Source organism: Pseudomonas gessardii, assembly GCF_001983165.1.
GTDB classification, from domain to species: domain Bacteria; phylum Pseudomonadota; class Gammaproteobacteria; order Pseudomonadales; family Pseudomonadaceae; genus Aquipseudomonas; species Aquipseudomonas gessardii.
Genome location: NZ_MNPU01000041.1, coordinates 1 through 24,216 on the forward strand (window position 1 = coordinate 1; position 24,216 = coordinate 24,216).

Annotated in this window: 21 protein-coding genes; 10 read left to right on the forward strand and 11 right to left on the reverse strand. The window is 60.6% G+C overall.

All coding sequences use genetic code 11. From position 1 onward, the window contains the following. Positions 1-149: 149 nt before the first annotated feature. A complete protein-coding gene (tsaC, locus tag BLL38_RS22545) occupies positions 150-707 on the reverse strand; it encodes an L-threonylcarbamoyladenylate synthase type 1 TsaC (RefSeq protein ID WP_076964381.1) in 558 nt (185 codons plus the stop codon). A gap of 54 nt (positions 708-761) precedes the next feature. Next, a complete protein-coding gene (gene dprA / locus BLL38_RS22550) occupies positions 762-1,856 on the reverse strand; it encodes a DNA-processing protein DprA (protein ID WP_076964382.1) in 1,095 nt (364 codons plus the stop codon). 265 nt (positions 1,857-2,121) lie between these two features. Here dprA and def point away from each other — a divergent pair, with 265 nt between their 5' ends. The 5 genes from def to BLL38_RS22575 are packed head-to-tail and all read left to right on the forward strand — an operon-like array spanning position 2,122 to position 6,673. Further along, positions 2,122-2,628 carry a peptide deformylase gene (def, locus tag BLL38_RS22555; RefSeq protein ID WP_076964383.1) on the forward strand — a complete coding sequence of 169 codons (507 nt, stop codon included), beginning with the start codon at positions 2,122-2,124 and terminating at the stop codon, positions 2,626-2,628. A 57-nt stretch (positions 2,629-2,685) separates the two neighbouring features. Continuing rightward, positions 2,686-3,636, forward strand: coding sequence for a methionyl-tRNA formyltransferase (fmt, locus tag BLL38_RS22560; RefSeq protein WP_076964384.1), 951 nt, complete (start codon positions 2,686-2,688; stop codon positions 3,634-3,636). After that, positions 3,636-4,946, forward strand: a complete 1,311-nt coding sequence (gene rsmB / locus BLL38_RS22565) for a 16S rRNA (cytosine(967)-C(5))-methyltransferase RsmB (protein ID WP_076964385.1) — start codon at positions 3,636-3,638, stop codon at positions 4,944-4,946. The genes fmt and rsmB overlap by 1 nt, the downstream gene beginning before the upstream one ends. A gap of 23 nt (positions 4,947-4,969) precedes the next feature. Further along, complete coding sequence (gene trkA / locus BLL38_RS22570) at positions 4,970-6,343, forward strand: Trk system potassium transporter TrkA (RefSeq protein ID WP_076964386.1); 1,374 nt, start codon at positions 4,970-4,972, stop codon at positions 6,341-6,343. 18 nt (positions 6,344-6,361) lie between these two features. Continuing rightward, positions 6,362-6,673, forward strand: a complete 312-nt coding sequence (locus BLL38_RS22575) for a hypothetical protein (protein ID WP_076964387.1) — start codon at positions 6,362-6,364, stop codon at positions 6,671-6,673. 129 nt (positions 6,674-6,802) lie between these two features. On the opposite strand, the gene BLL38_RS22580 is transcribed toward BLL38_RS22575, so the two are convergent. Continuing rightward, the gene (locus BLL38_RS22580; protein WP_076964388.1) at positions 6,803-7,690 is read right to left on the reverse strand and encodes a lysophospholipid acyltransferase; all 888 of its coding nucleotides are present in this window, start codon (positions 7,688-7,690) and stop codon (positions 6,803-6,805) included. A gap of 40 nt (positions 7,691-7,730) precedes the next feature. After that, the gene (locus BLL38_RS22585) at positions 7,731-8,288 is read right to left on the reverse strand and encodes a DNA-3-methyladenine glycosylase I (RefSeq protein ID WP_076964389.1); all 558 of its coding nucleotides are present in this window, start codon (positions 8,286-8,288) and stop codon (positions 7,731-7,733) included. Between the two features lie 81 nt (positions 8,289-8,369). Between BLL38_RS22585 and glyQ the strand changes: the two genes are divergently transcribed. The 4 genes from glyQ to BLL38_RS22605 all read left to right on the forward strand — a co-directional run bounded on the left by glyQ (position 8,370) and on the right by BLL38_RS22605 (position 12,766). Further along, entirely contained in the window at positions 8,370-9,323 is a 954-nt protein-coding gene (gene glyQ, locus BLL38_RS22590) for a glycine--tRNA ligase subunit alpha (protein ID WP_003213601.1), read from the forward strand. Then, the gene (glyS, locus tag BLL38_RS22595) at positions 9,320-11,374 is read left to right on the forward strand and encodes a glycine--tRNA ligase subunit beta (protein WP_076964390.1); all 2,055 of its coding nucleotides are present in this window, start codon (positions 9,320-9,322) and stop codon (positions 11,372-11,374) included. Before glyQ ends, glyS begins: the two co-directional genes overlap by 4 nt. Continuing rightward, positions 11,374-11,913: a D-glycero-beta-D-manno-heptose 1,7-bisphosphate 7-phosphatase gene (gmhB, locus tag BLL38_RS22600; RefSeq protein WP_169865815.1), complete on the forward strand. Its 540-nt coding sequence runs from the start codon at positions 11,374-11,376 to the stop codon at positions 11,911-11,913. Before glyS ends, gmhB begins: the two co-directional genes overlap by 1 nt. A gap of 82 nt (positions 11,914-11,995) precedes the next feature. Continuing rightward, the gene (locus tag BLL38_RS22605) at positions 11,996-12,766 is read left to right on the forward strand and encodes a lysophospholipid acyltransferase family protein (protein ID WP_076964391.1); all 771 of its coding nucleotides are present in this window, start codon (positions 11,996-11,998) and stop codon (positions 12,764-12,766) included. A 169-nt stretch (positions 12,767-12,935) separates the two neighbouring features. On the opposite strand, the gene BLL38_RS22610 is transcribed toward BLL38_RS22605, so the two are convergent. From BLL38_RS22610 to BLL38_RS22620, 3 genes are all read right to left on the reverse strand, one after another. Then, positions 12,936-15,239: a CHASE2 domain-containing protein gene (locus BLL38_RS22610; protein WP_076964392.1), complete on the reverse strand. Its 2,304-nt coding sequence runs from the start codon at positions 15,237-15,239 to the stop codon at positions 12,936-12,938. A 6-nt stretch (positions 15,240-15,245) separates the two neighbouring features. Continuing rightward, complete coding sequence (locus BLL38_RS22615; RefSeq protein ID WP_076964393.1) at positions 15,246-16,235, reverse strand: FecR family protein; 990 nt, start codon at positions 16,233-16,235, stop codon at positions 15,246-15,248. 375 nt (positions 16,236-16,610) lie between these two features. Then, positions 16,611-16,871: a hypothetical protein gene (locus BLL38_RS22620; RefSeq protein ID WP_076964394.1), complete on the reverse strand. Its 261-nt coding sequence runs from the start codon at positions 16,869-16,871 to the stop codon at positions 16,611-16,613. A gap of 199 nt (positions 16,872-17,070) precedes the next feature. On the opposite strand from BLL38_RS22620, the gene BLL38_RS22625 reads away from it, so the two are divergent. Next, a complete protein-coding gene (locus BLL38_RS22625) occupies positions 17,071-17,790 on the forward strand; it encodes a response regulator transcription factor (RefSeq protein ID WP_076964395.1) in 720 nt (239 codons plus the stop codon). Positions 17,791-17,888: 98 nt separating this feature from the next. Here the strand turns inward: BLL38_RS22625 and gyrB are convergent, their stop codons facing one another. Genes gyrB through dnaA form a run of 4 tightly spaced genes read right to left on the reverse strand, consistent with a single transcriptional unit; the run spans position 17,889 to position 24,098 of the window. After that, complete coding sequence (gene gyrB, locus BLL38_RS22630) at positions 17,889-20,306, reverse strand: DNA topoisomerase (ATP-hydrolyzing) subunit B (RefSeq protein ID WP_076964396.1); 2,418 nt, start codon at positions 20,304-20,306, stop codon at positions 17,889-17,891. A 4-nt stretch (positions 20,307-20,310) separates the two neighbouring features. Continuing rightward, on the reverse strand, positions 20,311-21,414 hold the full coding sequence (recF, locus tag BLL38_RS22635) for a DNA replication/repair protein RecF (protein WP_029290195.1): 1,104 nt from the start codon (positions 21,412-21,414) through the stop codon (positions 20,311-20,313). 20 nt (positions 21,415-21,434) lie between these two features. Then, positions 21,435-22,538 (reverse strand): DNA polymerase III subunit beta, encoded by a 1,104-nt coding sequence (dnaN, locus tag BLL38_RS22640; protein ID WP_029290193.1) that lies wholly within the window; start codon positions 22,536-22,538, stop codon positions 21,435-21,437. Positions 22,539-22,577: 39 nt separating this feature from the next. Then, a complete protein-coding gene (gene dnaA / locus BLL38_RS22645; protein WP_076964397.1) occupies positions 22,578-24,098 on the reverse strand; it encodes a chromosomal replication initiator protein DnaA in 1,521 nt (506 codons plus the stop codon). Positions 24,099-24,216: the final 118 nt, after the last annotated feature.

Below are 24,216 nucleotides of genomic sequence, written 5' to 3' on the forward strand. Positions count from 1 at the left end.
GGCCAGAGTGGAAAGGTGGATGGCAGCTTTGCTCCCACTCGTGCTTCTAGCACTGCGGACTTACAGCTTGCCATCCACCCCTCTCACCTCAGAGTTTATTCCCAGATCAAGACACAAGCGGGCTTGCTCGCGATGGCCACGCCTCGGTCTCAGGACGGGCGGCGAACCTCGCCCGTCGCCAGATCCCGAATCAAACTAGGGTTCTTGCGCCCACCCAGGCTACCGCCCAGCACCAAATCCACCTGCCCACGGAAATACTGCTCCACCCGGATCCGCGTGCGCGCCGCCGGCCGGCCTTGGGGGTTGGCCGAGGTGGAGATCAACGGGCCCACCAGCGAACACAAGTCCCGCACCAGCGGATGATCGCTGACCCGCAACGCCACGGTGTCGTGCTGACCGGTAATCCATGCAGGCAGCAGGTCCTGATGGGGCACCAGCCAGGTATTGGGCCCCGGCCAGGTACTGGCCATGCGGTCGATCCAGGTGTCGGGGAAATCCTCGAAAAGAAAGTCGAATTGCCGGATATTGTCAGCGATCAGGATCAACCCCTTGTCCACCGAGCGGCCCTTGATCGCCAGCAAGCGCTCCACCGCGTCCTCGTTCCACGGGTCGCAGCCCAGGCCCCACACTGCCTCGGTCGGATAGGCAATCACCGCGCCTGCGCGAATCTCTCGTGCGGCTTCTTGCACACGCCACCTGTTGACCATTACTTACTCTCCAGACCAAAGCTCTGCGCAGTTTACCGATCTTCGTTACAAAACCTAACTGCGCGCAAGCCAGCGGCCATTTTCGCAGATCACCCGGCCCTCCAGCTCCAGTTCGGTAAGGCTCGCCAATACCCGGGACAGGCTCTGCCCGCTGGCGGCGGCCAAGCCTTCACTGGTGTAGGGGGCCGCGTGCAACAGCGCCACCAGCGGGTGGGTCACCGCCACCGGCGCAGGCCGCGCCAACGCCTGCCAGCCGCGCAACCCTTCGAGGATGTGCTCGATGGTTTCCACCAGCACCGCCCCCTCACGGATCAGTTGATGACAGCCCCTGGCCCCCGGATGATGAATCGACCCCGGGATGGCATACACCTCGCGCCCCTGCTCAGCCGCCAGCCGCGCGGTAATCAGCGAGCCGCTGGCGACGCTGGCTTCCACCACCAGCACCCCCAGGGACAGGCCGCTGATAATGCGGTTGCGCCGTGGAAAATTACCGGCCTGGGGCCCGGCGTCCAGTGGAAACTCGGAAACCACTGCGCTGCCCTGGGCAATCATCGCCTCGGCGAGCCGGCGGTGGCGCTGTGGATAAAAATTTTCCAGGCCGGTGCCCAGCACCCCGATAGTCTGCCCCCCGACATCTAATGCCGCCTGGTGCGCCGCCCCATCGATGCCCAGGGCCAGGCCACTGGTGATGACAAAACCGGCGCTTGCCAGGCTGCGGGAAAAGGCCGCCGCCGTATCCATCCCGGGCCGCGAGGCGCGTCGGCTACCGACCATGGCCAACTGCGGTTTTTCCAGGATGGCGGGGGTTCCGGCCACGAATAACAACGGCGGCGCATCGTCCAACTCGGCCAGCAAGGCGGGGTAGTCGGGCTGGTCCCACATCAACAAATGCTGGGCCGGACGCTCTAGCCAGGCTAAGGCGACGCTGGCGCCATCGCGCACTTGCGGGCTGCGCCGGGCCTCGGCACAGGCCGCCGGCAACCCCAGGGAACGCCAGGCGCTGGCCGGGGCGCCGATGGCCTTCGAGGCACAACCAAAGGCCTCGATCAAGGTCTTGAAACGCCTGGGCCCCAGCTCCGGCATGCGATGCAAACGCAGGCGGGCTTCCAGCTCGGCAGGGGAAATATCCGCGGTATGGATTACTGACATGTGATCATCCTTGATCAGGAACAAGCTGTGGATAACTCTGTTGGTAACTTCTGTAGCAGGCTAATTATTGCAACTGGTTATTGCCGCCCAGCCTGGCGGCCTGTTTTGAAGACGAGTAGCGATTTCCTCATGGGGGCAATCTCCTTTATTATGTGGGCTCGCGTGAAATGCCTTGGCCTTCGCGGCCTGCGCGCGTTTCACACCGGCCGTGCGGGGTAGCCCGACGCCGATTTGCCTTTACCTCACATGTGCAGCAATTACGCTTATGGCTATTTTGAACATCCTCGAATTCCCGGACTCGCGCCTGCGCACTATCGCCAAACCAGTGGCGGTAGTGGACGACAAGGTTCGTCAGTTGGTCGATGACATGTTTGAAACAATGTATGAAGCCCCGGGCATTGGCCTCGCCGCGACCCAGGTCAACGTGCACCTGCGTGTGGTGGTCATGGACCTGTCCGAAGACCGCAGCGCACCGATGGTGTACATCAACCCGGAGTTCGAGCCGCTGACCGACGAGATGGGCGAATACCAGGAAGGCTGCCTGTCGGTGCCGGAGTTCTACGAGAACGTCGAACGCCCGCTACGCGTCAAAATCAAGGCCCTGGACCGCGACGGCAAACCCTTCGAGCTGATTGCCGAAGACCTGCTGGCGGTGTGCATCCAGCATGAGTGCGACCACCTCAACGGCAAGCTGTTTGTCGATTACCTGTCCACGCTCAAACGCGACCGGATCAAGAAGAAACTGGAAAAGAAGCATCGCCAGCAAGCTTGATTCCCTTCTTTTGAAGGCTTGCTCCGGCAAGCCTTTTTCTTTTGTGAGACGTTTCCCATGACCGAGCCACTGCGCATCGTTTTTGCCGGCACCCCTGAATTTGCCGCCGAACACCTCAAGGCCCTGCTTGCCAGCCCTTATGAAATCGTCGCGGTGTACACCCAGCCGGATCGCCCGGCCGGCCGTGGGCAAAAACTGATGCCCAGCCCGGTCAAGCAACTGGCGCTGGAAAACGGCATCGCCGTGCTGCAACCGCCGACCCTGCGCAATGCCGAGGCCCAGGCTGAACTGGCCGCCCTGCAGCCGGACCTGCTGGTAGTGGTGGCCTACGGCCTGATCCTCCCGCAAGCCGTACTGGATATCCCGCGCCTGGGCTGCATCAACAGCCACGCTTCGCTGCTGCCGCGCTGGCGCGGTGCGGCGCCGATCCAGCGCGCGGTGCAAGCCGGTGACGCACAAAGCGGCGTGACCGTGATGCGCATGGAAGCCGGCCTGGACACCGGGCCGATGCTGCTCAAGGTCACCACCCCCATCACCGCACAGGACACCGGCGGCAGCCTGCACGACCGCCTGGCCGAAATGGGCCCGCCCGCAGTGGTGCAGGCCATTGCCGGCCTTGCCGCTGGCACCTTGCAGGGTGAAGTACAGGACGACAGCCTCGCCACCTACGCCCACAAGCTGAACAAGGACGAAGCGCGCATCGACTGGAGCCGCCCGGCCGTGGAGCTGGAGCGCCTGGTACGCGCCTTCAACCCGTGGCCGATCTGCCACAGCACCCTGAATGGCGAAGCCTTGAAAATCCTCGCCGCCAGCCTGGCCGACGGCAGCGGCGCGCCTGGTGAAATCATCGGCGCCAGCAAGGAAGGCCTACTGGTGGCCTGCGGCGAACAGGCTTTGTGTCTGACCCGTCTGCAATTGCCCGGCGGCAAGGCGCTGAACTTCAGCGATTTGTTCAACAGCCGTCGTGAGAAATTTGCCCCTGGCATCATCCTTGGAGTGGACGCTTGATGAACCCGCGTTTGGCCGCCGCCAAGGCCCTGGCCGCCGTGCTCAATGGCAAGGCTTCCCTGAACAGCTCGTTGCCGGTGCAATTGGATAAAGTCGACGACCGTGATCGCGGCTTCACCCAGGACCTGGCCTTTGGCACCGCCCGCTGGCAGCCGCGTTTGTCGGCGCTGGCGGCCAAGTTGCTGCAAAAGCCGTTCAAGGCCGCCGATGCCGATGTCGAGGCGCTGCTGCTGGTGGGGTTGTACCAGTTGCTCTACAGCCGCGTGCCGGCCCACGCCGCCATCGGCGAAACCGTGGGCTGCGCCGACAAGCTGAAAAAGCCCTGGGCCAAGGCCTTGCTCAACGCCGTACTGCGCCGCGCCCAGCGCGAAAGCGCGGGGTTGCTGGCCGAGCTGGAACACGACCCGGTCGTGCGCACTGCGCACCCACGCTGGCTGCAAAAATCCCTCAAGGCGTTCTGGCCAGAGCAGTGGGAAGCCATCTGCGCCGCCAACAACGCGCACCCGCCGATGATTCTGCGGGTCAATCGCCGCCATCACCGCCGCGATGCCTACCTCACATTACTGGCAGAGGCCGGTATCAATGCCAGCGCCTGTGTGTACAGCCAGGACGGGATCGTGCTGGAGACCGCAGGCGATGTGCGCAGCCTGCCAGGCTTTGCCGAAGGCTGGATCAGCGTGCAGGACGAAGCCGCGCAACTGGCGGCCGACCTGCTTGACCTGGCGCCGGGCCAACGGGTGCTGGACGCCTGCTGCGCCCCGGGCGGCAAGACCTGCCATATCATGGAAATCGAGCCGGGCCTGGCCGGGGTCGTCGCCGTAGACCTGGAGGCCAAGCGCCTGGTGCGCGTGCGGGAAAACCTCGCGCGCCTGGGCCTGGACGCCGAACTGATCGCCGCCGACGGGCGCGACACTGCCACTTGGTGGGATGGCAAGCCGTTCCAGCGCATCCTGCTGGACGCGCCATGTTCCGCCACCGGCGTGATCCGCCGCCACCCGGATATCAAGCTGACCCGCCAACCCGACGACATCGCCGCCCTGGCCGTGCTGCAAGGCGAGTTGCTGGACGCGCTGTGGCCGACGCTGGAGGTCGGTGGCATCCTGCTCTACGCCACCTGCTCGACCTTGCCCACCGAGAACACCGAGGTGATCGAAGCCTTCCTTGCCCGCACCAGCGGCGCACGGGAGCTGGATATCGCCACGGCGGCCGGGATCAAGCAACCCCATGGCCGCCAGTTGCTCGCACAGGACGGCGGACATGATGGTTTCTACTACGCAAAGCTGATCAAGATTGCCGCTGCACGCGGTTGAATGGTTTTTAAGGGAGTGACCGGATGAAGATCATCATCCTTGGCGCAGGGCAGGTCGGCGGTACGCTGGCCGAGCATTTGGCCAGTGAAGCCAACGACATTACCGTGGTCGACACCGACGCCGAACGCCTGCGCGGCCTGGGCGACCGCCTGGATATCCGCACGGTCCAGGGCCGTGCCTCGTTCCCCACCGTGCTGCGCCAGGCCGGCGCCGACGATGCCGACATGCTGGTGGCCGTGACCAACAGCGACGAGACCAACATGGTCGCCTGCCAGGTCGCCCACACCCTGTTCCACACCCCGACCAAAATCGCCCGGGTGCGTGAAGCGGCCTACCTGACCCGCGCCGGCCTGTTCGACAACGACGCGATTCCGGTGGACGTGCTGATCAGTCCCGAGCAGGTGGTCACCCACTACATCAAGCGCCTGATCGAAATCCCCGGCGCGTTGCAGGTGATCGACTTTGCCGAAGGCAAGGCGCAACTGGTGGCGGTCAAGGCCTACTACGGCGGGCCGCTGGTGGGCCAGCAACTGCGCCAGCTGCGCGAACATATGCCGAATGTGGAAACCCGCGTGGCCGCGATTTTCCGCCGCGACCGGCCGATCCTGCCCCAGGGCGACACAGTGATCGAAGCCGACGACGAAGTCTTCTTCATCGCCGCCAAGGCCAATATCCGTGCGGTGATGAGCGAAATGCGCCGGCTCGACGAGAGCTACAAACGCATCGTCATCGCCGGCGGCGGGCAGATTGGCGAGCGTCTGGCCGAGGCCATCGAAAGCCGCTACCAGGTGAAGATCATCGAGATGAATCCGGCACGCTGCCGGCATTTGTCCGACACCCTCGACAGCACCGTGGTCCTGCAAGGCAGCGCCTCGGACCGCGACCTGCTGATGGAAGAAAACATCGCCGACGCCGATATCTTCCTGGCCCTGACCAACGACGACGAGGCCAATATCATGTCGTCGCTGCTGGCCAAGCGGCTGGGGGCGAAGAAGGTGATGACCATCATCAACAACCCGGCCTATGTGGACCTGATCCAGGGCGGCGATATCGACATTGCCATCAGCCCGCAGTTGGCCACCATCGGCACCTTGCTGACCCATGTGCGCCGCGGCGATATCGTCAGCGTGCACTCATTGCGCCGCGGCGCGGCGGAAGCCATCGAGGCGATTGCCCATGGCGACTCCAAATCCAGCAAGGTGATCGGTCGGGCAATTCGCGATATCGGCTTGCCACCGGGCACCACCATTGGCGCGATCATTCGCGATGAAGAAGTGATCATCGCCCATGACGACACGGTGATTGCCGCCGGGGACCATGTGATTCTGTTCCTGGTGGATAAAAAACATATCCGCGATGTGGAGAAGTTGTTCCACGTGGGGTTGAGCTTTTTCTGATGTGACGGAGAGACCGACATGCTCGAATCCCTGGAAAAAATGCTCGCCAAGGGTGTGGATAACTCGCTGCTGCGCTTTGGCTTGGGCAAGGGTTACCTGGATTTGAAGGACAATGCCAAGGCGGCCGAGCATCTGCACCAGTGTGTGGTGTTTGATCCGAAGTACTCGGCGGCGTGGAAGCTGTTGGGCAAGGCACACGCGGCGCTGGGCGATAAAAATGCAGCACGCCAGGCATGGGAGCAGGGGATTGCAGCGGCCCAGGCCCATGGCGACAAGCAGGCCGAGAAAGAGATGACGGTGTTCCTGAAAAAACTCGATCGCCAGGGTTGAGGCGACCCCTGTGGGAGCTGGCTTGCCTGCGATGCAGGCGACTGAAATCTTTCAGTGACACCGAGGCGATGCCATCGCAGGCAAGCCAGCTCCCACATTTGATCTTCGTTGCTTGTAAAACTGGGGGTATCAGTACCAGCGCGCCTCACCCGGCGGGCGTTTCTTGAAGCGCTTCATGCTCCACATGTACTGGCTGGGGTAGGCGCCGACATAACGCTCCACCACCTTGCTCATCGCCGCGCAGGACGTGGCCGTGTCGGTGCTGTACATGTCCTCAGGCGCCGCCTCCAGGATCACTTTGTAGCCCGAACCGTCCGGCAGCCGCAGGGCATGCAGGAACACCCCCACCGCCTTGCCGCCCGCCAGCATGTTTGGCACGAACTTGCTGGTCAGCGCCTGGGTGGCGAAGAACGGTACGAAGATCCCGGCCGACTCTGCCGGCTCCGGGTCAGCGGGAATCCCCACCTGGCCACCCTTGCGCACTTCCTTGATCACACTGAGGATGCCTTCCTTGGTGGACGCCGCCACCCGGTTGCCCAGTTGCACGCGTTGCTTGCGCAGCAGGTCATCCACCGCCTTGAGCTTGGGCGGGCGGTAGAAAATGATCGGTTTGCACTGGCTGCAATAGAAGTGATTGAGCACTTCCCAGTTGCCCAGGTGGCTGGTGATGCCGACCACGCCTTTGCCCGAGGCCAGGGCTTGCTGCAGCACCTCCAGGCCTTCGACTTCACGCACCAGGTCGATGGAACGCTGGGCCGGCCAGATCCAGGCACAGGCGCTTTCGGTCAGGGACTTGCCGATGTCCATCAGGCTCTGGCCCACCAGGCGCTCGCGCTCGGCCGGGTCCATGTCCGGGAAACACTTGGAGAGGTTGATCCGCACCGTGTCGCGGGAGCGGTTGGGGGTTTTCCACATGATCCAGCCAATCGCCGAACCCACGGCTTGCACGGCGCGCCAGGGCAGCAGGGCAAACAATCGCAGAGCGCCTACCAGCAAGGCGCCTTTTAACTTTTCCACAGGTCACTCCTGATCGTGTGTGGTGCGCAAAGCGGCCATTCTACCCGGCGTTGACCAAGTCCGCGTAACGGTCGCAGTCCTGGGTGTGGTCCATGACCATCCCCGAGGCCTGCATGAACGCGTAGCAGATGGTCGGCCCGACGAAGGTGAAACCGGCTTTCTTGAGGGCTTTGCTCATGGCCGCGGCCTCTGGCGTAATCGCCGGGACCTGGCTGCGATCCTTGAAGTGATTGACCTTGGGCACACCGCCGACAAACGACCAGAGCAGCCCCACCGGGTCCTCCAGCGCCAGCCAGGCCGCGGCATTGCGCCGGGTGGCATTGAGTTTCAAGCGGTTGCGCACAATGCCTGGATCGAGCATCAACTGCTCGATCTCGGCATCGCTCAACTGCGCCAGGCGCTGGGCATCAAAGCCGAACAAGACCTTTCGATAATGTTCGCGTTTGCGTAAAACGGTGATCCAGGACAGGCCCGCCTGGAACCCTTCGAGCAAAAGCAGTTCAAACAAACCCTGCGCATCGTGCAGCGGCGTGCCCCACTCCTGATCGTGATAAGCCATGTACAACGGATCTTCAGAACACCAAAAGCAGCGTGGCATAAGGCTCCAGGGAGTGGTGACAGGGCCGAATCGGGTATACTGCCGCCCTTTAAATCGCAGCCCAAGTAACAGGTGAATTTTGTGAGCCAGCCTACGCCAGCCGTGCGTACCTTCCAAGACTTGATCCTCGCCCTCCAGCAATACTGGGCCGAGCAAGGTTGTGTGGTACTTCAGCCCTACGATATGGAAGTAGGCGCCGGCACTTTCCACACCGCCACATTCCTGCGGGCCATCGGCCCGGAAACCTGGAACGCCGCTTATGTGCAGCCCAGTCGTCGCCCGACTGACGGCCGCTACGGCGAAAACCCCAACCGCCTGCAGCACTACTACCAGTTCCAGGTGGTATTGAAGCCCAACCCGGACAACTTCCAGGAGCTGTACCTGGGCTCACTGAAACATGTCGGCCTGGACCCGCTGGTCCACGATATCCGTTTCGTCGAAGACAACTGGGAATCGCCCACCCTCGGCGCCTGGGGCCTGGGCTGGGAAGTCTGGCTCAACGGCATGGAAGTCACGCAGTTCACTTACTTCCAGCAAGCGGGCGGCATCGAGTGCTACCCGGTGACCGGCGAGATCACCTACGGCCTGGAGCGTCTGGCCATGTACCTGCAGGGCGTGGACTCGGTCTACGACCTGGTGTGGGCAGACGGTCCGTTCGGCAAGGTCACCTATGGCGATGTGTTCCACCAGAACGAAGTGGAGCAGTCGACCTACAACTTTGAACACGCCAACGTCGAGAAGCTGTTCGAGCTGTTCGACTTCTACGAAAGCGAAGCCAAGCGCCTGATCGAACTGGATCAGCCGCTGCCGTTGCCAAGCTACGAAATGGTCCTGAAGGCATCCCACACCTTCAACCTGCTGGACGCCCGCCGTGCCATCTCGGTAACCGCGCGCCAGCAATACATCCTGCGTGTGCGCACCCTGGCGCGTTCCGTCGCCCAAGCCTACCTGCTGGCCCGCGCCAAGCTGGGCTTCCCGATGGCAACCCCGGATTTGCGTGATGAAGTGTTGGCTAAGCTGGAGGCTGCACAATGAGTGCTCAAGATTTCCTGGTTGAACTGGGCACCGAAGAGCTGCCACCCAAGGCCCTGAACACCCTGGCCGATGCCTTTCTGGCCGGTATCGAGAAAGGCCTGCAGACCGCCGGCCTGAAATTTCAAGCCAAGAAGGTCTACGCCGCGCCACGTCGCCTGGCGGTCTTGCTGACCGCGCTAGAAACCCAGCAGCCGGACCGCAATATCAACCTCGACGGCCCGCCACGCCAGGCTGCTTTCGATGCCGAAGGCAGCCCGACCCAGGCCGCCCTGGGTTTTGCCAAGAAGTGTGGCGTCGAGCTGAGCGAGATCGACCAGAGCGGCCCGAAACTGCGTTTCAGCCAGGTCATCAAGGGCAAGCCGACCGCCAGCCTGCTGCCGACCATCGTTGAAGACTCCCTCAACGACCTGCCGATCCCCAAGCGCATGCGCTGGGGTGCGCGCAAGGAAGAATTCGTACGCCCGACCCAATGGTTGGTGATGCTGCTCGGTGATCAAGTCATCGACTGCACTATCCTGGCCCAGAAGGCCGGCCGCGACTCCCGTGGTCACCGCTTCCACCATCCTGAAGCCGTGCGCATCACCTCGCCGGCCAACTACGCCACTGACCTGCGTGCAGCCTATGTGCTGGCCGATGCCAACGAGCGCCGCGAACTGATCAGCAAGCGTACCGAAGAGCTGGCCCGTTTGCAGGAAGGCACCGCCATCGTGCCGCCAAGCCTGCTCGACGAAGTGACCGCGCTGGTGGAATGGCCGGTGCCGCTGGTGTGCTCGTTCGAGGAGCGCTTCCTCGATGTGCCGCAAGAAGCCCTGATCACCACCATGCAGGACAACCAGAAGTATTTCTGCCTGCTGGATGTGGATGGCAAGTTGCTGCCGCGTTTTATCACCGTGGCCAACATCGAGAGCAAGGACCCGCAGCAGATCATCGCCGGTAACGAAAAAGTCGTGCGCCCGCGCCTGACCGACGCCGAGTTTTTCTTCAAGCAAGACAAGAAGCAAAAACTCGAAGACTTCAACCTGCGCCTGCAGAACGTGGTGTTCCAGGAAAAACTGGGCAGCGTCTACGACAAGGCTGTGCGGGTTTCCAAGCTGGCGGCCTACATCGCCCCGCGCATTGGCGGCGATGCGGCCCTGGCCGCCCGCGCGGGCCTGCTGTGCAAGTGCGACCTGGCCACCGAGATGGTCGGCGAGTTCCCGGAAATGCAAGGTGTTGCCGGTTACTACTACGCGCTCAATGACGGCGAGCCTGAAGACGTCGCCCTGGCCTTGAACGAGCAATACATGCCGCGCGGTGCTGGCGCCGAGCTGCCGACCACCCTGACCGGGGCGGCCGTGGCCATCGCTGACAAGCTGGATACCCTGGTCGGTATCTTCGGCATCGGCATGTTGCCGACCGGCAGCAAAGACCCGTATGCCCTGCGCCGTGCGGCCCTGGGCGTGCTGCGTATCCTGATCGACAAGAAGCTGGACCTCGACCTGACCCAGGCCGTGGTGTTCGCGGTGGGTCAGTTCGGTGGCAAGGTCAAGCAAGCCGGTTTGGCCGAGCAAGTGCTGGAGTTCGTGTTCGACCGCCTGCGTGCGCGCTACGAAGACGAAGGCGTGGACGTTTCCGTCTACCTGTCGGTACGTGCCCTGCAACCCGGCTCGGCACTGGACTTCGACCAGCGTGTGCAAGCCGTACAGGCCTTCCGCAAGCTGCCGGAAGCCGACGCCCTGGCCGCCGTGAACAAGCGCGTGTCGAACCTGCTGAGCAAGGCTGAAGGCCTGGGCAATGCGGATGTCGACCCTGGCCTGTTTGCCGATGCCAAGGAGTTCTCGCTGAACTCGGCCATCGCCAAGGCAGAAAACGCAGTGAAGCCGCTGATAGCCGAACGCAACTACGCCGAAGCACTGGCGCGCCTGGCCACCTTGCGTGAGCCGGTGGATGCGTTCTTTGAAGCGGTGATGATCAATGCCGAAGATGCCGGCGTGCGGAAAAACCGCTACGCCATGCTGGCGCGTCTGCGCGGCTTGTTCGTCAACATCGCCGACATTTCGACGCTGAGCTGATCATGTTGAAACTGCTGATTCTCGATCGGGACGGGGTGATCAATTACGACTCCGACGCCTACATCAAGTCGGTGGAGGAGTGGATCCCGCTGCCCGGCTCGATCGAAGCCATCGCGCAGTTGAGCAAGGCCGGCTGGACGGTAGCCATTGCTACCAACCAGTCCGGCCTTGCCCGCGGCTACTATGACATCGCCACCCTGGACGCCATGCATGCGCGCCTGCGCGCATTGGTGGCCGAACAGGGCGGTGAGGTGGGGCTGGTGGTGTACTGCCCCCACGGGCCGGATGAGGGCTGCGATTGCCGCAAACCCAAGCCTGGCATGTTGAAAATCATTTCAGAACATTACAAGGTGCCCCTGGCTGGGATATGGTTCGTCGGGGACAGTCTCGGTGACCTGGAGGCGGCCAAAGCCGTCGACTCTCAGCCAGTTTTGGTAAAGACCGGAAAAGGCGAGAAGACCCAGGCGAAAAACCTGCCGGTCGGCACCTTGATTTTTGACGATCTGGCGGCGGTTGCCGCAGAACTTATCAACAACTAGTCGCCCTCGACTTCCTGACCAGGGATTGTTCGGGAGTGCACTTTTAACAGGCGGGCGTTGTCCCGCAACGGTAAATGCTGCCATGTCGATTTTGCAGGCCATCAGAACCTTCTTCTTTTACCTGCTGCTGGGCACCAGTTCGTTTCTCTGGTGCACCCTGAGCTTTTTTATTGCGCCCTTTTTGCCATTCAAGGCGCGCTATCGCTTTATCAATGTCTATTGGTGCCGCTGCGCGTTGTGGCTGACCAAGGTGTTCCTGGGCATTCGCTTCGAGGTCAAGGGCGCCGAAAACGTCCCGGACCAGCCCTGCGTGATCCTGTCGAACCACCAGAGCACCTGGGAGACGTTCTTCCTTTCCGCGTATTTCTCGCCCCTGAGCCAGGTGCTCAAGCGTGAGTTGCTGTTCGTCCCGTTCTTTGGCTGGGCCATGGCCATGCTGCGCCCGATCGCCATCGACCGCGACAACCCCAAGGCCGCGCTCAAGCATGTGGCGAAGAAGGGTGACGAGTTGCTCAAGGATGGGGTGTGGGTACTGATTTTCCCGGAAGGCACCCGCGTGCCCTTTGGCACTGTCGGCAAGTTCTCCCGGGGCGGTACGGCATTGGCGGTCAACGCCAACCTGCCGGTACTGCCGATTGCCCACAATGCCGGCAAGTTCTGGCCCAAGGAAGGCTGGGCCAAGCGCGAGGGCACCATCACCGTGGTGATCGGCGAGCCGATGTATGCGCAAGGGGAAGGACCGCGTGCAATTGCAGCGCTCAATGACCGCGCTGCGGCCTGGAATGAAGCGCAGCAACGGGCCATGGGTTCACTGCCACCACTGCCGGTTGCAGCAGACCAGGCGGTGATCTGACGTTCTGTGGATAACCTGTGTACGCTTTGTTGGCTAAATGCCGTTTTTTGCTTGTAGGCTGATGATTTGATTACATATTTCTTAAGCTAATAAAACACCGAAAAACGTGCATAAGTTTTTTCGACACATGAAGACCGGCCCTTGCGGCCGGTTTTTTATGCACAGCTGTTTATTCTTCCCACAACGGCAACTGCAGGCTGAAAACCGTGCCTTGCCCGACCACACTCGCACAGTCGATCCGCCCCCCATGGCGGTCTATCACCGCCTTGACCATGGTCAGGCCCAGCCCCAGGCCCTCACTGCCCTTGGCCGATGCAAAACGTCGGTATTGGCCGAACAGTTCCGGCAGCTCCTGGGCTGCAATGCCTGGGCCCTGGTCCTGGATATGACAGGCCAGCCCTTGGTCGTTGCGTTCCAGGCGCACCGTCACCGTGGTCCCGGCGGGGCTGTACTTGATCGCATTCTCCATCAGGTTGAACAAGGCGCGGGTCAGCAACGATTGGTCAGCCAGGACCATTTCCTCACCGGCCTCGTCCAGGTCATGAACCAATTGGATAGGTTTCAATTGGGCCAGCAGCGCCACCTGGTCAAACGCATCGAGCACCAGCATGGCAAACAGGCTGGGCTCGAACTGGTAACCGTCGGACTCGGCCTTGGCCAATTGAACGAACGATTCGGTCAGGTTCAATGCGCGGCGCACTTGCTGTTCGATCTGGGTAAAGACCAGCGAGACATCCGAGACCTCATGGCGCTGTACATCCAGCAAGGCGAGGATTGCCGAGTGGGGCGCCCGCAGGTCATGGGACAGGAACCGCAGCAGGGTTTCACGCTGCTGCTGGGCGTCACGTTCGATACTCAGGTCGGTCAGACTCAACAGCCAACCCAGCGCCACATCACCATCGGCCGGTAACAACGGCGCCCGTTCCAGGCGCAGGCTGCGTTGCTCGGTGTCGCGGAACTCGACGATTTCCAGGGCTGACAGCGGCGTGTGCACCGCGCCTTGCAAGGGTGGATAGCCCAGGGCCGCCAGTTGCTGCAACAGGTTCTCGCCAATCAGTTCGTTGCCAAACACATCACGGGCGATCCGATTGGCCAGCAGGATTTCGCCCATGGGGTCGGTAATCAGCGTAGCCACCGGCAGGCACTCCAGGCCATCGGCCATAAAGCGCCGGGTGTCGCGGGTACGGCTGACGGCTTGCTCCAGGGCCACGATACGGCCCTGCAACACGTCGCCTTTGCTGACGGCGGCACGACGGCGTTCCGGCAGCACCTTGGGTTCGCTGTCGAGGCGTGCCAATTCCCAACCGAAATAGGCCAGGATCACGCTCAGGCGACGCCAGTTCCAAATCAGGTAGCCCAGCAGCATGCCGATCAGCGTGGCCGCTGGCGACCACCAGAGCCCCAGGCGCAACAGGCCCCAGGAAGCGAGGAGGGCGCCCCCCATGCATCCCAGGGTCAGCCATAGCGCATAGCGCGGGCGCAACAGCAGCAGGCCCAACAACAAGGCCACCATCGTGGTGGACAGCAGTGTGGCCAACCAGCCAGGCAACACGGTAATACTGCGCCCTTGCAGCAGGCCATTGAGGATATTGGCCTGGATCTCGACACCCGGCGTGGTCCCCACGCTGGCCGAAAGCGGCGTCACATAGCGATCGCCCATGCCTGGCGCGGTAGCGCCTACCAGGATGATCCGATCACGCAACAATTGGGCGGGGACTTCGCCACGCAGGACGCTGACATACGGCACGCTGGGAAAGCCGTGGTCGGTGGCGATAAATGGAATACGAATGGCATTGTCCCGTTGCCAGTCGCCCACCTCGGCAGACGCTGGCAACCCTGGCATATCGGCGTGCCGGCCGGTCAACTCGAAGGCCAGCCAGGCCAATTGCGGGACCAGTTGCCCGGGCGGTCCCTCACGCAAGTAGAGGCTGCGCACAATACCGTCGCTGTCCGCTTCCACGTTGATATGGCCAACCCCCCTGGCACAATCGCGCAGTGGCGGCACCGGGAGGATTTGCATGACTGGCTGACCCAGGCGCGGTGTACCTTCGCGAATCAACGGCAACAGGACATTGCCGGCATTGCAGATGGCCTGGGCCAGGCGTTGATCGTTGGCAGGCTCGCGCGCCGGTTCGCTGAAGATCACATCGAGCAGGATCCCGGTGGGTTTGCCGGCACTTAACTGATCAATCAGGTCAGCATGCAGGCGGCGCGACCAAGGCCATTGGCCGAGCGCCTTGAGGCTCATGTCATCAATGGTCACCAGCAGAATGCGCGGGTCCACCGGCAACGGCGCCAGGCGCCGCAGGCCGTCATACAACGGGTTGTTGAAGGAAAGCCCAGGGCTCAGGGAAAGCAGGGCTGTCATCGGCAGCAGCAGCAGGCTGATCCACAGCCACTCCCGGACCAGGCCATGGAACAGGCGTTGGGCCTGGGTTGGCTGGCGCTGTTCAGCCCGGCGCCACCACTTCACCGCGTATTACTGCACACGAGTGGCAGGGGGGTAATAGAAGATGTCATAAACGCCTGCCTCTCCTTCCAGTCCTTGTTCATCAAAGGCCGACACGCGCACGTGATAAAACGAGGCCTTGAGTCCAGTGAAGCTCAAGCGCGGCTCACTGGAGAAGTTTTCCTGCTTGATGTTCATAAATGTTGTATCTGTGGCCACTTGCGCACGGTAGCGCCGGGCACCCGGTTGTGGGTGCAAGATCAGGGTCCAGACCGGCGCATCGCCTTTCTGGCCGTCCTGGCCCATCAACCGTGGGGCGGGCAGTAGCTCAACCGTCTTCAACTCGCCCTGTTCCTTGAGCAATACACCTTGTCGGGCGCCGACCTTCAGTTCACCGTCCACCGGGCCTACCTGGGGTGCTTTCTTGACCTGTCGGCCCACAGGTGGCGGTTCGGTACGGCTGACAGCCACTTGGCCGTTGAGCACCTCGACGACCGATTGCTGATCGTCGTTACGCACACGAAAGTGCGTACCGCGTACACCCAGTACGCCCACCGGTGTCACGATCTGAAAGCGGTCATAGTCACTGCTGCGCTTGAGTACGTAGGCTTCGACCTGCCCTTGTTGCAGGATCACCTGCGGGATCGCCTGCTCCTCCACCAGGTGCAGACGCACCTCGGAGCTGGAGGGCAAGACAATGCGCGAACCATCGCCCAGCAACAAGCTGACAAACGCCGAAGGCGAGGTTTTTACACTTTCCTGTTCATCGATCAGCATGCCTTCTTCCAACACACTGGAGCGTCCCTTGGCATCCAGCTTCCAGGCTTCACCGTTAAGGTGCTGGACGACTGCCGGCAGCGGTTGTGCCCGGCACATCAGGTTGTCATCAATATAGGGCGCCCGCGCAGGTGCAGGCTTGGCCAAAAGGTGCGGGCTGTTGATAACCAGGGCCAGGGCCAGGCTTGAGCCCAACAGGGAAGAAAGGCAATAGGGGCGGGGAAAGAGGGTCATGGCACTCATCAAGGTTCTAGTTCTAAAGGTCCGTGGACTGTACGTTCGTTCAGAAAGCGTCTTGCAGCAGCAGGACCTTGAATCTTGCCTACGATACCCGATGACGAATAGAACTCGATAGCCGTAGTAGCAGGGATGAGGCACGATGGGAAAAGATGACACATCCCTGTGTCTGCCAGTTCGACAATGCCGAGCCGGGTGTACATCGAAGAAATACTGTCCATCACATCCCCCCGACAGCAGCCCGTAGCGAACCGCGGACTACAGATGATACGTCCCTGTATCGAGAGCGCTTCCCGCGCACGCCCTCCGTGTGTCACTCAGCGAAAGAGAATTTACCTACAAGAGTGGTGCATAGGGGGGGAGCACAACATTTGTTCAGAATCAGAAGATCCACCGTTGGTCCTGGTCAAGCACGCTACCGTGTTGAAAGGCCTGCGGTGCGTCAACCGTGCTGAGTCCAGCGTAACCAAGGCCATCTACAGCCTCGTTGTACACCGGTACTTCCTCAAGTGGCACACTGCGGGCATCCACTGTTTGCGTGCCTAAACCGGTGGCCACAACCAACATCAACATCTTTCCCCACACATTGACCTTCTGCACGAGACGCATGTGTCCCGACAACGCATAAAACCTGATTGCCATTGATCCTTTTCCTGAGGGGCTTGAGCCGGTATCTTTCCAGTTGGGTACACGATGTCTAACGGCCTTAGGGCTATCTGATATCAGCGTACCGAGAGATTCAGGGGGCTTGAGAAACTGGCCATAATTGTTCAGATTCAACGGTGAACCAGTACGCTCTCTTTAACCGCTGCAATACTCTTCAAGAAGAAAGGACCCTGCCATGCGTGTCGCGATACTGGATGACGAACCTGCTGAATTGCGGCGGGTGGAACAGACTCTGCGACAAATCCCAAGTGCCTCGGAGCAGCCATGGACGCTGCATTGCTTCGAGCGCGGTGAAGACCTGCTGCGCCAGTTGCGCCGAGAAACCTTCGACCTCTTGGTGCTCGATTGGCAACTGCCAGACCTGAGTGGTCTCGCGATCCTGCGCTGGACCCGTGAACACATGGAGGCGCCGCCTCCCGTCATCATGCTCACCAGCCGCGATGGCGAGAGCGATATTGTCCAGGCGTTGAACAGCGGGGCGGATGACTATGTCAGCAAGCCATTTCGGCCCAATGAGTTGAAGGCGCGGGTTAGTGCGGTGTTGCGCCGTCATGGCCTGCAGAAGTCTGCAGCCACTGAAGTGCTGATCTTCAATGACCTGACCTTCGACGATGCCGAACTGACCGTTACCCGCGCCGGCAGCCCCATCAACCTGACCGAGCGCGAATACCGTCTGGCACGCTGCCTGTTTGCCAATCTGGCTCGCCCACTGTCACGGGAGTATCTCTACGAACGTTTCTGGACCCATGAAGAGATGGTGTCGTCGCGGCCGTTGGATACCCATATCTATCGGCTGCGCAACAAGCTGGGACTGACCCCAGAGCGGGGTTGGCAGTTGCTGACGATCTATGGATATGGCTATCGGTTAGAGAGCGTGAGCGCGGCGACTGCATAAGCCGATGTTCCACGTGGAGCATTTTGGACGCGCCCGGAATCTGGGCAATAAAAAAGGCCAACGTAAACGTTGGCCTTTTTTATTGCGCAATCGCGTTATCAGAAGTCCAGGTTGGACACTGCCAAGGCATTGCTCTCGATGAAGTCACGACGTGGCTCAACCGCATCACCCATCAGGGTGTTGAAGATCTGGTCCGCGCCAATGGCGTCTTCGATGGTCACGCGCAGCATACGACGCTGGGCTGGGTCCATGGTGGTTTCCCACAGTTGATCCGGGTTCATCTCGCCCAGACCTTTGTAACGCTGGATGGTGTGGCGCTTGGTGCTTTCGGCCATCAACCAGTCCAGGGCTTCCTTGAACTCCTTGACCTGCTTCTTGCGCTCGCCACGCTGAATATAAGCGCCGTCGTCCAGCAGGGTGCTCAGTTGCGCGCCCAAGGTAACCACGGTCTTGTAATCATTGCTGCCGAAGAAGTCGCGGTTGAAGGTGACGTAGTTCGACAGGCCGTGAGAGATCAGTTCGACCTCTGGCAGCCAGACGTTACGTTCACGGTCTTCGCGCAGGCTGGCTTTGTACACCAGGCCGGACTTCTCGACCGTGCGCAGGCGCACTTCGTACTGGGCCAGCCAATCCTGCATCGCAGCGTGGTCACCCAGCTGCTCCAGGCTCACGGCTGGCAGGTAGATGAAGTGCTCGGTCAGCTCCTGAGGGTACAGGCGCGACAAACGCTTGAGGGTCTTCATCACCATGCGGAAGTCGTTTACCAGGCGCTCCAGCGCCTCACCGGAGATACCCGGGGCTTCGTCGTTCAAGTGCAGGCTGGCATCTTCCAGGGCCGACTGCGTCATGTACTCTTCCATGGCGTCGTCGTCTTTGATGTATTGCTCTTGCTTGCCCTTTTTCACTTTGTACAACGGCGGCTGGGCGATGTAGATGTAGCCACGCTCGATCAGCTCCGGCAACTGACGGAAGAAGAAGGTCAGCAGCAGGGTACGGATGTGCGAACCGTCGACGTCAGCATCGGTCATGATGATGATGTTGTGATAGCGCAACTTATCAATGTTGTACTCATCGCGACCAATGCCACAGCCCAGGGCGGTGATCAAGGTGCCGACTTCCTGGGAGGAAATCATCTTGTCGAAACGGGCTTTCTCAACGTTGAGGATCTTACCCTTCAACGGCAGGATCGCCTGGGTGCGGCGGTTACGCCCCTGCTTGGCGGAGCCGCCAGCAGAGTCACCTTCCACCAGGTACAGTTCGGAGAGGGCAGGGTCCTTCTCCTGGCAGTCCGCCAACTTGCCTGGCAGGCCAGCGATATCCAGTGCACCTTTACGACGGGTCATTTCACGGGCTTTACGCGCAGCTTCACGAGCCCGCGCCGCGTCGATCATCTTGCCGACAACCAGCTTGGCTTCGTTGGGGTTTTCCAACAGGAAGTCGGAGAAGTACTTGCCCATTTCCTGTTCGACAGCGGTCTTCACTTCAGAAGAAACCAGCTTGTCCTTGGTCTGGGAGCTGAACTTTGGGTCTGGCACCTTGACCGAAATAATCGCAGTCAGGCCTTCGCGGGCATCGTCACCGGTGGTGGCGACTTTGTGCTTCTTCGCCAGGCCTTCGGCTTCGATGTAGGTGTTCAGGTTACGCGTCAGTGCGGAACGGAAACCCACCAGGTGAGTACCGCCGTCGCGCTGGGGAATGTTGTTGGTGAAGCACAACAGGTTCTCGTTGAAGCTGTCGTTCCACTGCAGGGCGATTTCCACGCCGATGCCGTCTTCACGCTGGATATTGAAGTGGAACACCTGGTTGACCGCAGTCTTGTTGGTGTTCAGGTATTCAACGAACGCACGCAGGCCACCTTCGTATTTGAACAGCTCTTCCTTGCCGCTGCGCTCGTCCTTGAGGACGATACCCACACCGGAGTTGAGGAAGGACAGCTCACGAATCCGCTTGGCCAGGATGTCCCAGCTGAAGTGGATATTCTTGAAGGTGTCAGCCGAAGGCTTGAAGTGAATCTGGGTACCCGTGGTTTCGCTTTCACCGACGATCGCCATCGGTGCCTGAGGCACGCCATGCACATAGGTCTGTTCCCAGATCTTGCCGCTGCGGCGAACGGTCAGGATCAGTTCTTCTGACAGAGCGTTGACCACCGACACACCTACACCGTGCAAACCGCCGGATACTTTATAGGAGTTGTCGTCGAACTTACCGCCAGCGTGGAGCACGGTCATGATGACCTCTGCCGCCGATACGCCTTCTTCTTTATGCACATCTACCGGAATGCCACGACCGTTGTCGCGCACGGTGATGGATTCATCCGGGTGGATGATGATGCTGATGTCGTCGCAATGGCCGGCGAGCGCTTCGTCGATGGAGTTGTCGACCACCTCGAACACCATGTGGTGCAGACCGCTACCATCATCGGTGTCGCCAATGTACATACCGGGACGTTTGCGTACGGCATCCAAACCTTTCAGCACTTTAATGCTGGTCGAGTCGTACGTGTTTTCTTCGCTCATGCCTTCACTCCCGATGGTCGTGGGTCTGGGTGATACGGCCTTGTTCCACGTGGAACAAAGCGACTGGCGTTTCCGTCTGCCAGCCTTCCCTCAATAATTCGTGGTCTACACAGGTAATAAACACCTGGCAGCGTAAGTCTTCCAACAAGCGGCATAGCGCGCGGCGGTGTTGCTCATCCAATTCGGAGGGCAAGTCATCCACCAGATAAATACACTGACCGCGCCGGGCTTGGCTAACCAAATGCCCCTGGGCGATACGCAGCGCGCAGACCACCAACTTCTGCTGGCCACGGGACAAGATATCCGCGGCGTTATGTGCACCTAATCTAAGGCGCAAATCAGCGCGTTGCGGTCCTGCCTGGGTGTGGCCAATTTGCTGATCCCGTTGCAAAGAGGTGGCGAGTACTGCACTCAAGTCACGCTCTTTGTCCCAACCACGGTAGTAACTCAGCGTCAGCCCCTCGAGTTCCAGCAACTCACTCAAGGTCTGCTCAAAGACTGGTTTCAAGGCTTTGATGTAGGTGCGGCGGTATTCATCAATTTCGTCGCTGGCCAGGCACAGTTCACGGTCCCAGGCCGCTTGCGAAGCGGCGTCAAGTGTACCATGCCGCAGCCATGAGTTCCGCTGCCGCAGGGCCTTCTGCAGGCGCTGCCATGTGGCCATGAACCGCGGTTCCACGTGGAACACTCCCCAATCGAGGAACTGTCTGCGGATTTTGGGTGCGCCTTCCAGCAAGCGGAAGCTGTCAGGGTTGATCAATTGCAGGGGCAGGATTTCCGCCAACTGCGCGGCACTGCGCGCATTCTGCCCATCAATACGGATCTGGAACTCCCCCTGGCGATCACGGGATATCCCCAGGCTGCTGTGCCCGCCTTGCGCCAGTTCAACCTGGCCAAATACGGTGCACGCCAATTGCTCGTACTGAATTACCGGTAACAGGCGGGCGCTGCGAAAAGAACGAGCCAGGCCCAGCAAGTGAATGGCTTCCAGCACGCTGGTTTTGCCACTGCCGTTGGCGCCGTGGAGGATATTGATGCGGGGGGAGGGGGAGAAGGTCACCGGGTGCAGATTGCGCACCGCGGTGACCGAGACGCGACTGAGGGACATCTAGCTTCTGCTGAGCATGATTACAGGCGCATCGGCATAACAACGTAAGCCGAGTCGTCGTTATCGGATTCTTGCACCAGGGCGCTGCTGTTGGAGTCTGACAGGATCAGACGCACCTGCTCGGTGGTCATCACCCCCAGCACGTCCAGCAGGTAGCTCACGTTGAAGCCGATTTCCAACGAACCACCGTTGTAATCAACGCTGATTTCTTCTTCAGCTTCTTCCTGCTCCGGGTTATTGGCCTGGATTTTCAGTTGACCGTTGGCCAATTGCAGGCGAATGCCGCGATATTTTTCGTTGGACAGGATCGCCGTACGGCTGAAGGCTTCACGCAAGGCCTGACGATCACCGATCACCAGTTTGTCGCCACCCTTGGGCAGCACGCGCTCATAGTCCGGGAACTTGCCATCTACCAGCTTGGACGTGAAGGTGAACTCGCCTGTGGTGGCCCGGATGTGATGCTGGCCCAAAACAATGCTGACGTTACCGTCCGGCTCGGTGAGCAGGCGCGCCAGTTCGAGGATACCTTTGCGCGGCACGATCACCTGGTGACGATCCGGCTGGCCGATATCAGCCTTCATCGAGCACATTGCCAGGCGGTGACCGTCGGTGGCCACGGCACGGATAATGCCTTCGGAGACTTCCAGCAGCATACCGTTGAGGTAGTAACGCACGTCCTGCTGGGCCATGGCGAAGCTGGTGCGCTCGATCAAACGGCGCAGGCGGCTTTGCTCCAGGCTGCAGGTCAGCGAACCCGGGCCTTCTTCCACAGTCGGGAAGTCGTTGGCCGGCAAGGTCGACAGGGTGAAACGACTGCGCCCGGCCTTGACCACCAACTTCTGCTCATCGACCTTGATGTCGATCAGCGCGTCGTTGGGCAGGCTTTTGCAGATATCCATCAGCTTGCGCGCAGGCACGGTGATCTCGCCGGGCTCGGCGGGTTCTTCCAGCTGTACACGTCCAACCAGTTCGACTTCCAGGTCGGTACCGGTCAACGACAGCTGCTGGCCTTCGACAACCAACAATACGTTGGAAAGTACCGGCAAGGTCTGTCGGCGCTCGACGACGCCTGCGACCAGTTGCAGGGGTTTCAACAGGGCTTCGCGTTGAATGGTGAAATGCATGGTCTAGTCCCTTGCCTTAATAAGCTGCGCTGGTGTTCATCAAGTTGTCAGTGTACGCAGCAGGTTCTTGTAGTCCTCGCGAATATCCGCGTCGGATTCCTTAAGTTCATTGATCTTGCGGCACGCGTGCAAGACCGTGGTGTGGTCGCGACCACCAAACACATCGCCAATTTCCGGCAGGCTATGGTTGGTCAGCTCTTTGGAGAGCGCCATGGCCACCTGACGGGGACGCGCTACCGAGCGCGAGCGGCGCTTGGATAGCAGGTCGGAAATCTTGATCTTGTAGTACTCGGCCACGGTGCGTTGAATGTTATCCACACTGACCAGTTTGTCTTGCAACGCCAACAGGTCTTTGAGGGATTCGCGAATCAACTCGATGGTAATGTCGCGGCCCATGAAGTGCGAGTGAGCGATGACCCGCTTAAGCGCGCCTTCCAGTTCACGCACATTGGAGCGAATGCGCTGGGCAATGAAGAACGCCGCGTCGTGAGGCAGGTCGACTTTCGCCTGGTCGGCCTTCTTCATCAGGATCGCGACCCGGGTTTCCAGTTCCGGCGGCTCTACCGCAACGGTCAGGCCCCAGCCGAAGCGCGATTTCAGGCGTTCTTCCAGGCCTTCGATTTCCTTCGGGTAACGGTCGCTGGTGAGGATGACCTGCTGGCCACCTTCAAGCAGGGCGTTGAACGTGTGGAAAAACTCTTCCTGGGAACGTTCCTTGCGCGCGAAGAATTGAATGTCATCGATCAGCAGCGCATCAACGGAGCGATAGAAGCGCTTGAATTCGTTGATCGCATTGAGTTGCAACGCCTTGACCATGTCGGCCACGAAGCGCTCCGAGTGCAGGTACACGACCTTGGCATTCGGGTTCTTCTTTAATAGGTGGTTACCTACGGCGTGCATCAAGTGCGTCTTACCCAAGCCAACGCCGCCATACAGGAAGAGCGGGTTGTAACCGTGCTTGGGATTATCAGCCACCTGCCAGGCCGCGGCGCGGGCCAGTTGGTTGGATTTACCTTCGACGAAGTTCTCAAAGGTAAAGGTGCGGTTCAGGTAGCTGGTGTGCTTGAGTGCGCCTTCGACCTGGACCGTGCGCTGTTCGGCGCGCACCGGTGCCTGCTGCGAGCTGGCGCCCGCCATTGGGTCGAAGCTGTCGCGGGACGGCTCTTCACTGACCGGCGCATTTTTTTGCGCCATGGATTTGCTCGGCGCTGGCTGCGCCAGCGCCGGTGCGTGGTTGACCGGTGCGGCAGCGGCCTGGGCGTGCGATGCAGCAGCCGCCAGCGGCGCATTAGGCGCAGCGCGCGGCGCGGAGCTGCGTTTGCTGCCTATTAATAAGGAGAGCGCCGGAGCCATCCCATTGCCATGTTCGTCGAACAATTCGAGAACGCGGCTCAGGTACTTCTCGTTGACCCAGTCGAGTACAAAACGATTGGGTGCGTAGACACGCAACTCGTCGCCTTCGGCTTCGACCTGTAGCGGACGGATCCAGGTGTTGAATTGCTGGGCAGGCAGCTCATCGCGCAAAAGCTCCACGCACTGCTGCCAAAGTTCCACTGACACGGATATCCCCTAAGTTGAAAGCCGGTGAGGCAAAAACAGCCGCCATTGTAGCGGCGAGCGGCCCACTTATCCACATGTAGGTTTCTCACAGCCCGCCAAGAATCAATGCCTTAACCGT

Excerpts from the sequence above, each read along its gene's own strand:
- def (WP_076964383.1), top strand. The coding sequence starts at position 2,122 with ATGGCTATTTTGAACATCCTCGAATTCCCGGACTCGCGCCTGCGCACT.
- gyrB (WP_076964396.1), bottom strand. The coding sequence starts at position 20,306 with ATGAGCGAAGAAAACACGTACGACTCGACCAGCATTAAAGTGCTGAAA.
- trkA (WP_076964386.1), top strand. The coding sequence starts at position 4,970 with ATGAAGATCATCATCCTTGGCGCAGGGCAGGTCGGCGGTACGCTGGCC.
- recF (WP_029290195.1), bottom strand. The coding sequence starts at position 21,414 with ATGTCCCTCAGTCGCGTCTCGGTCACCGCGGTGCGCAATCTGCACCCG.
- fmt (WP_076964384.1), top strand. The coding sequence starts at position 2,686 with ATGACCGAGCCACTGCGCATCGTTTTTGCCGGCACCCCTGAATTTGCC.
- dprA (WP_076964382.1), bottom strand. The coding sequence starts at position 1,856 with ATGTCAGTAATCCATACCGCGGATATTTCCCCTGCCGAGCTGGAAGCC.
- rsmB (WP_076964385.1), top strand. The coding sequence starts at position 3,636 with ATGAACCCGCGTTTGGCCGCCGCCAAGGCCCTGGCCGCCGTGCTCAAT.
- BLL38_RS22575 (WP_076964387.1), top strand. The coding sequence starts at position 6,362 with ATGCTCGAATCCCTGGAAAAAATGCTCGCCAAGGGTGTGGATAACTCG.
- BLL38_RS22615 (WP_076964393.1), bottom strand. The coding sequence starts at position 16,235 with ATGAGTGCCATGACCCTCTTTCCCCGCCCCTATTGCCTTTCTTCCCTG.
- dnaN (WP_029290193.1), bottom strand. The coding sequence starts at position 22,538 with ATGCATTTCACCATTCAACGCGAAGCCCTGTTGAAACCCCTGCAACTG.
- BLL38_RS22605 (WP_076964391.1), top strand. The coding sequence starts at position 11,996 with ATGTCGATTTTGCAGGCCATCAGAACCTTCTTCTTTTACCTGCTGCTG.
- BLL38_RS22620 (WP_076964394.1), bottom strand. The coding sequence starts at position 16,871 with ATGGCAATCAGGTTTTATGCGTTGTCGGGACACATGCGTCTCGTGCAG.
- BLL38_RS22585 (WP_076964389.1), bottom strand. The coding sequence starts at position 8,288 with ATGCCACGCTGCTTTTGGTGTTCTGAAGATCCGTTGTACATGGCTTAT.
- BLL38_RS22625 (WP_076964395.1), top strand. The coding sequence starts at position 17,071 with ATGCGTGTCGCGATACTGGATGACGAACCTGCTGAATTGCGGCGGGTG.
- glyS (WP_076964390.1), top strand. The coding sequence starts at position 9,320 with ATGAGTGCTCAAGATTTCCTGGTTGAACTGGGCACCGAAGAGCTGCCA.
- tsaC (WP_076964381.1), bottom strand. The coding sequence starts at position 707 with ATGGTCAACAGGTGGCGTGTGCAAGAAGCCGCACGAGAGATTCGCGCA.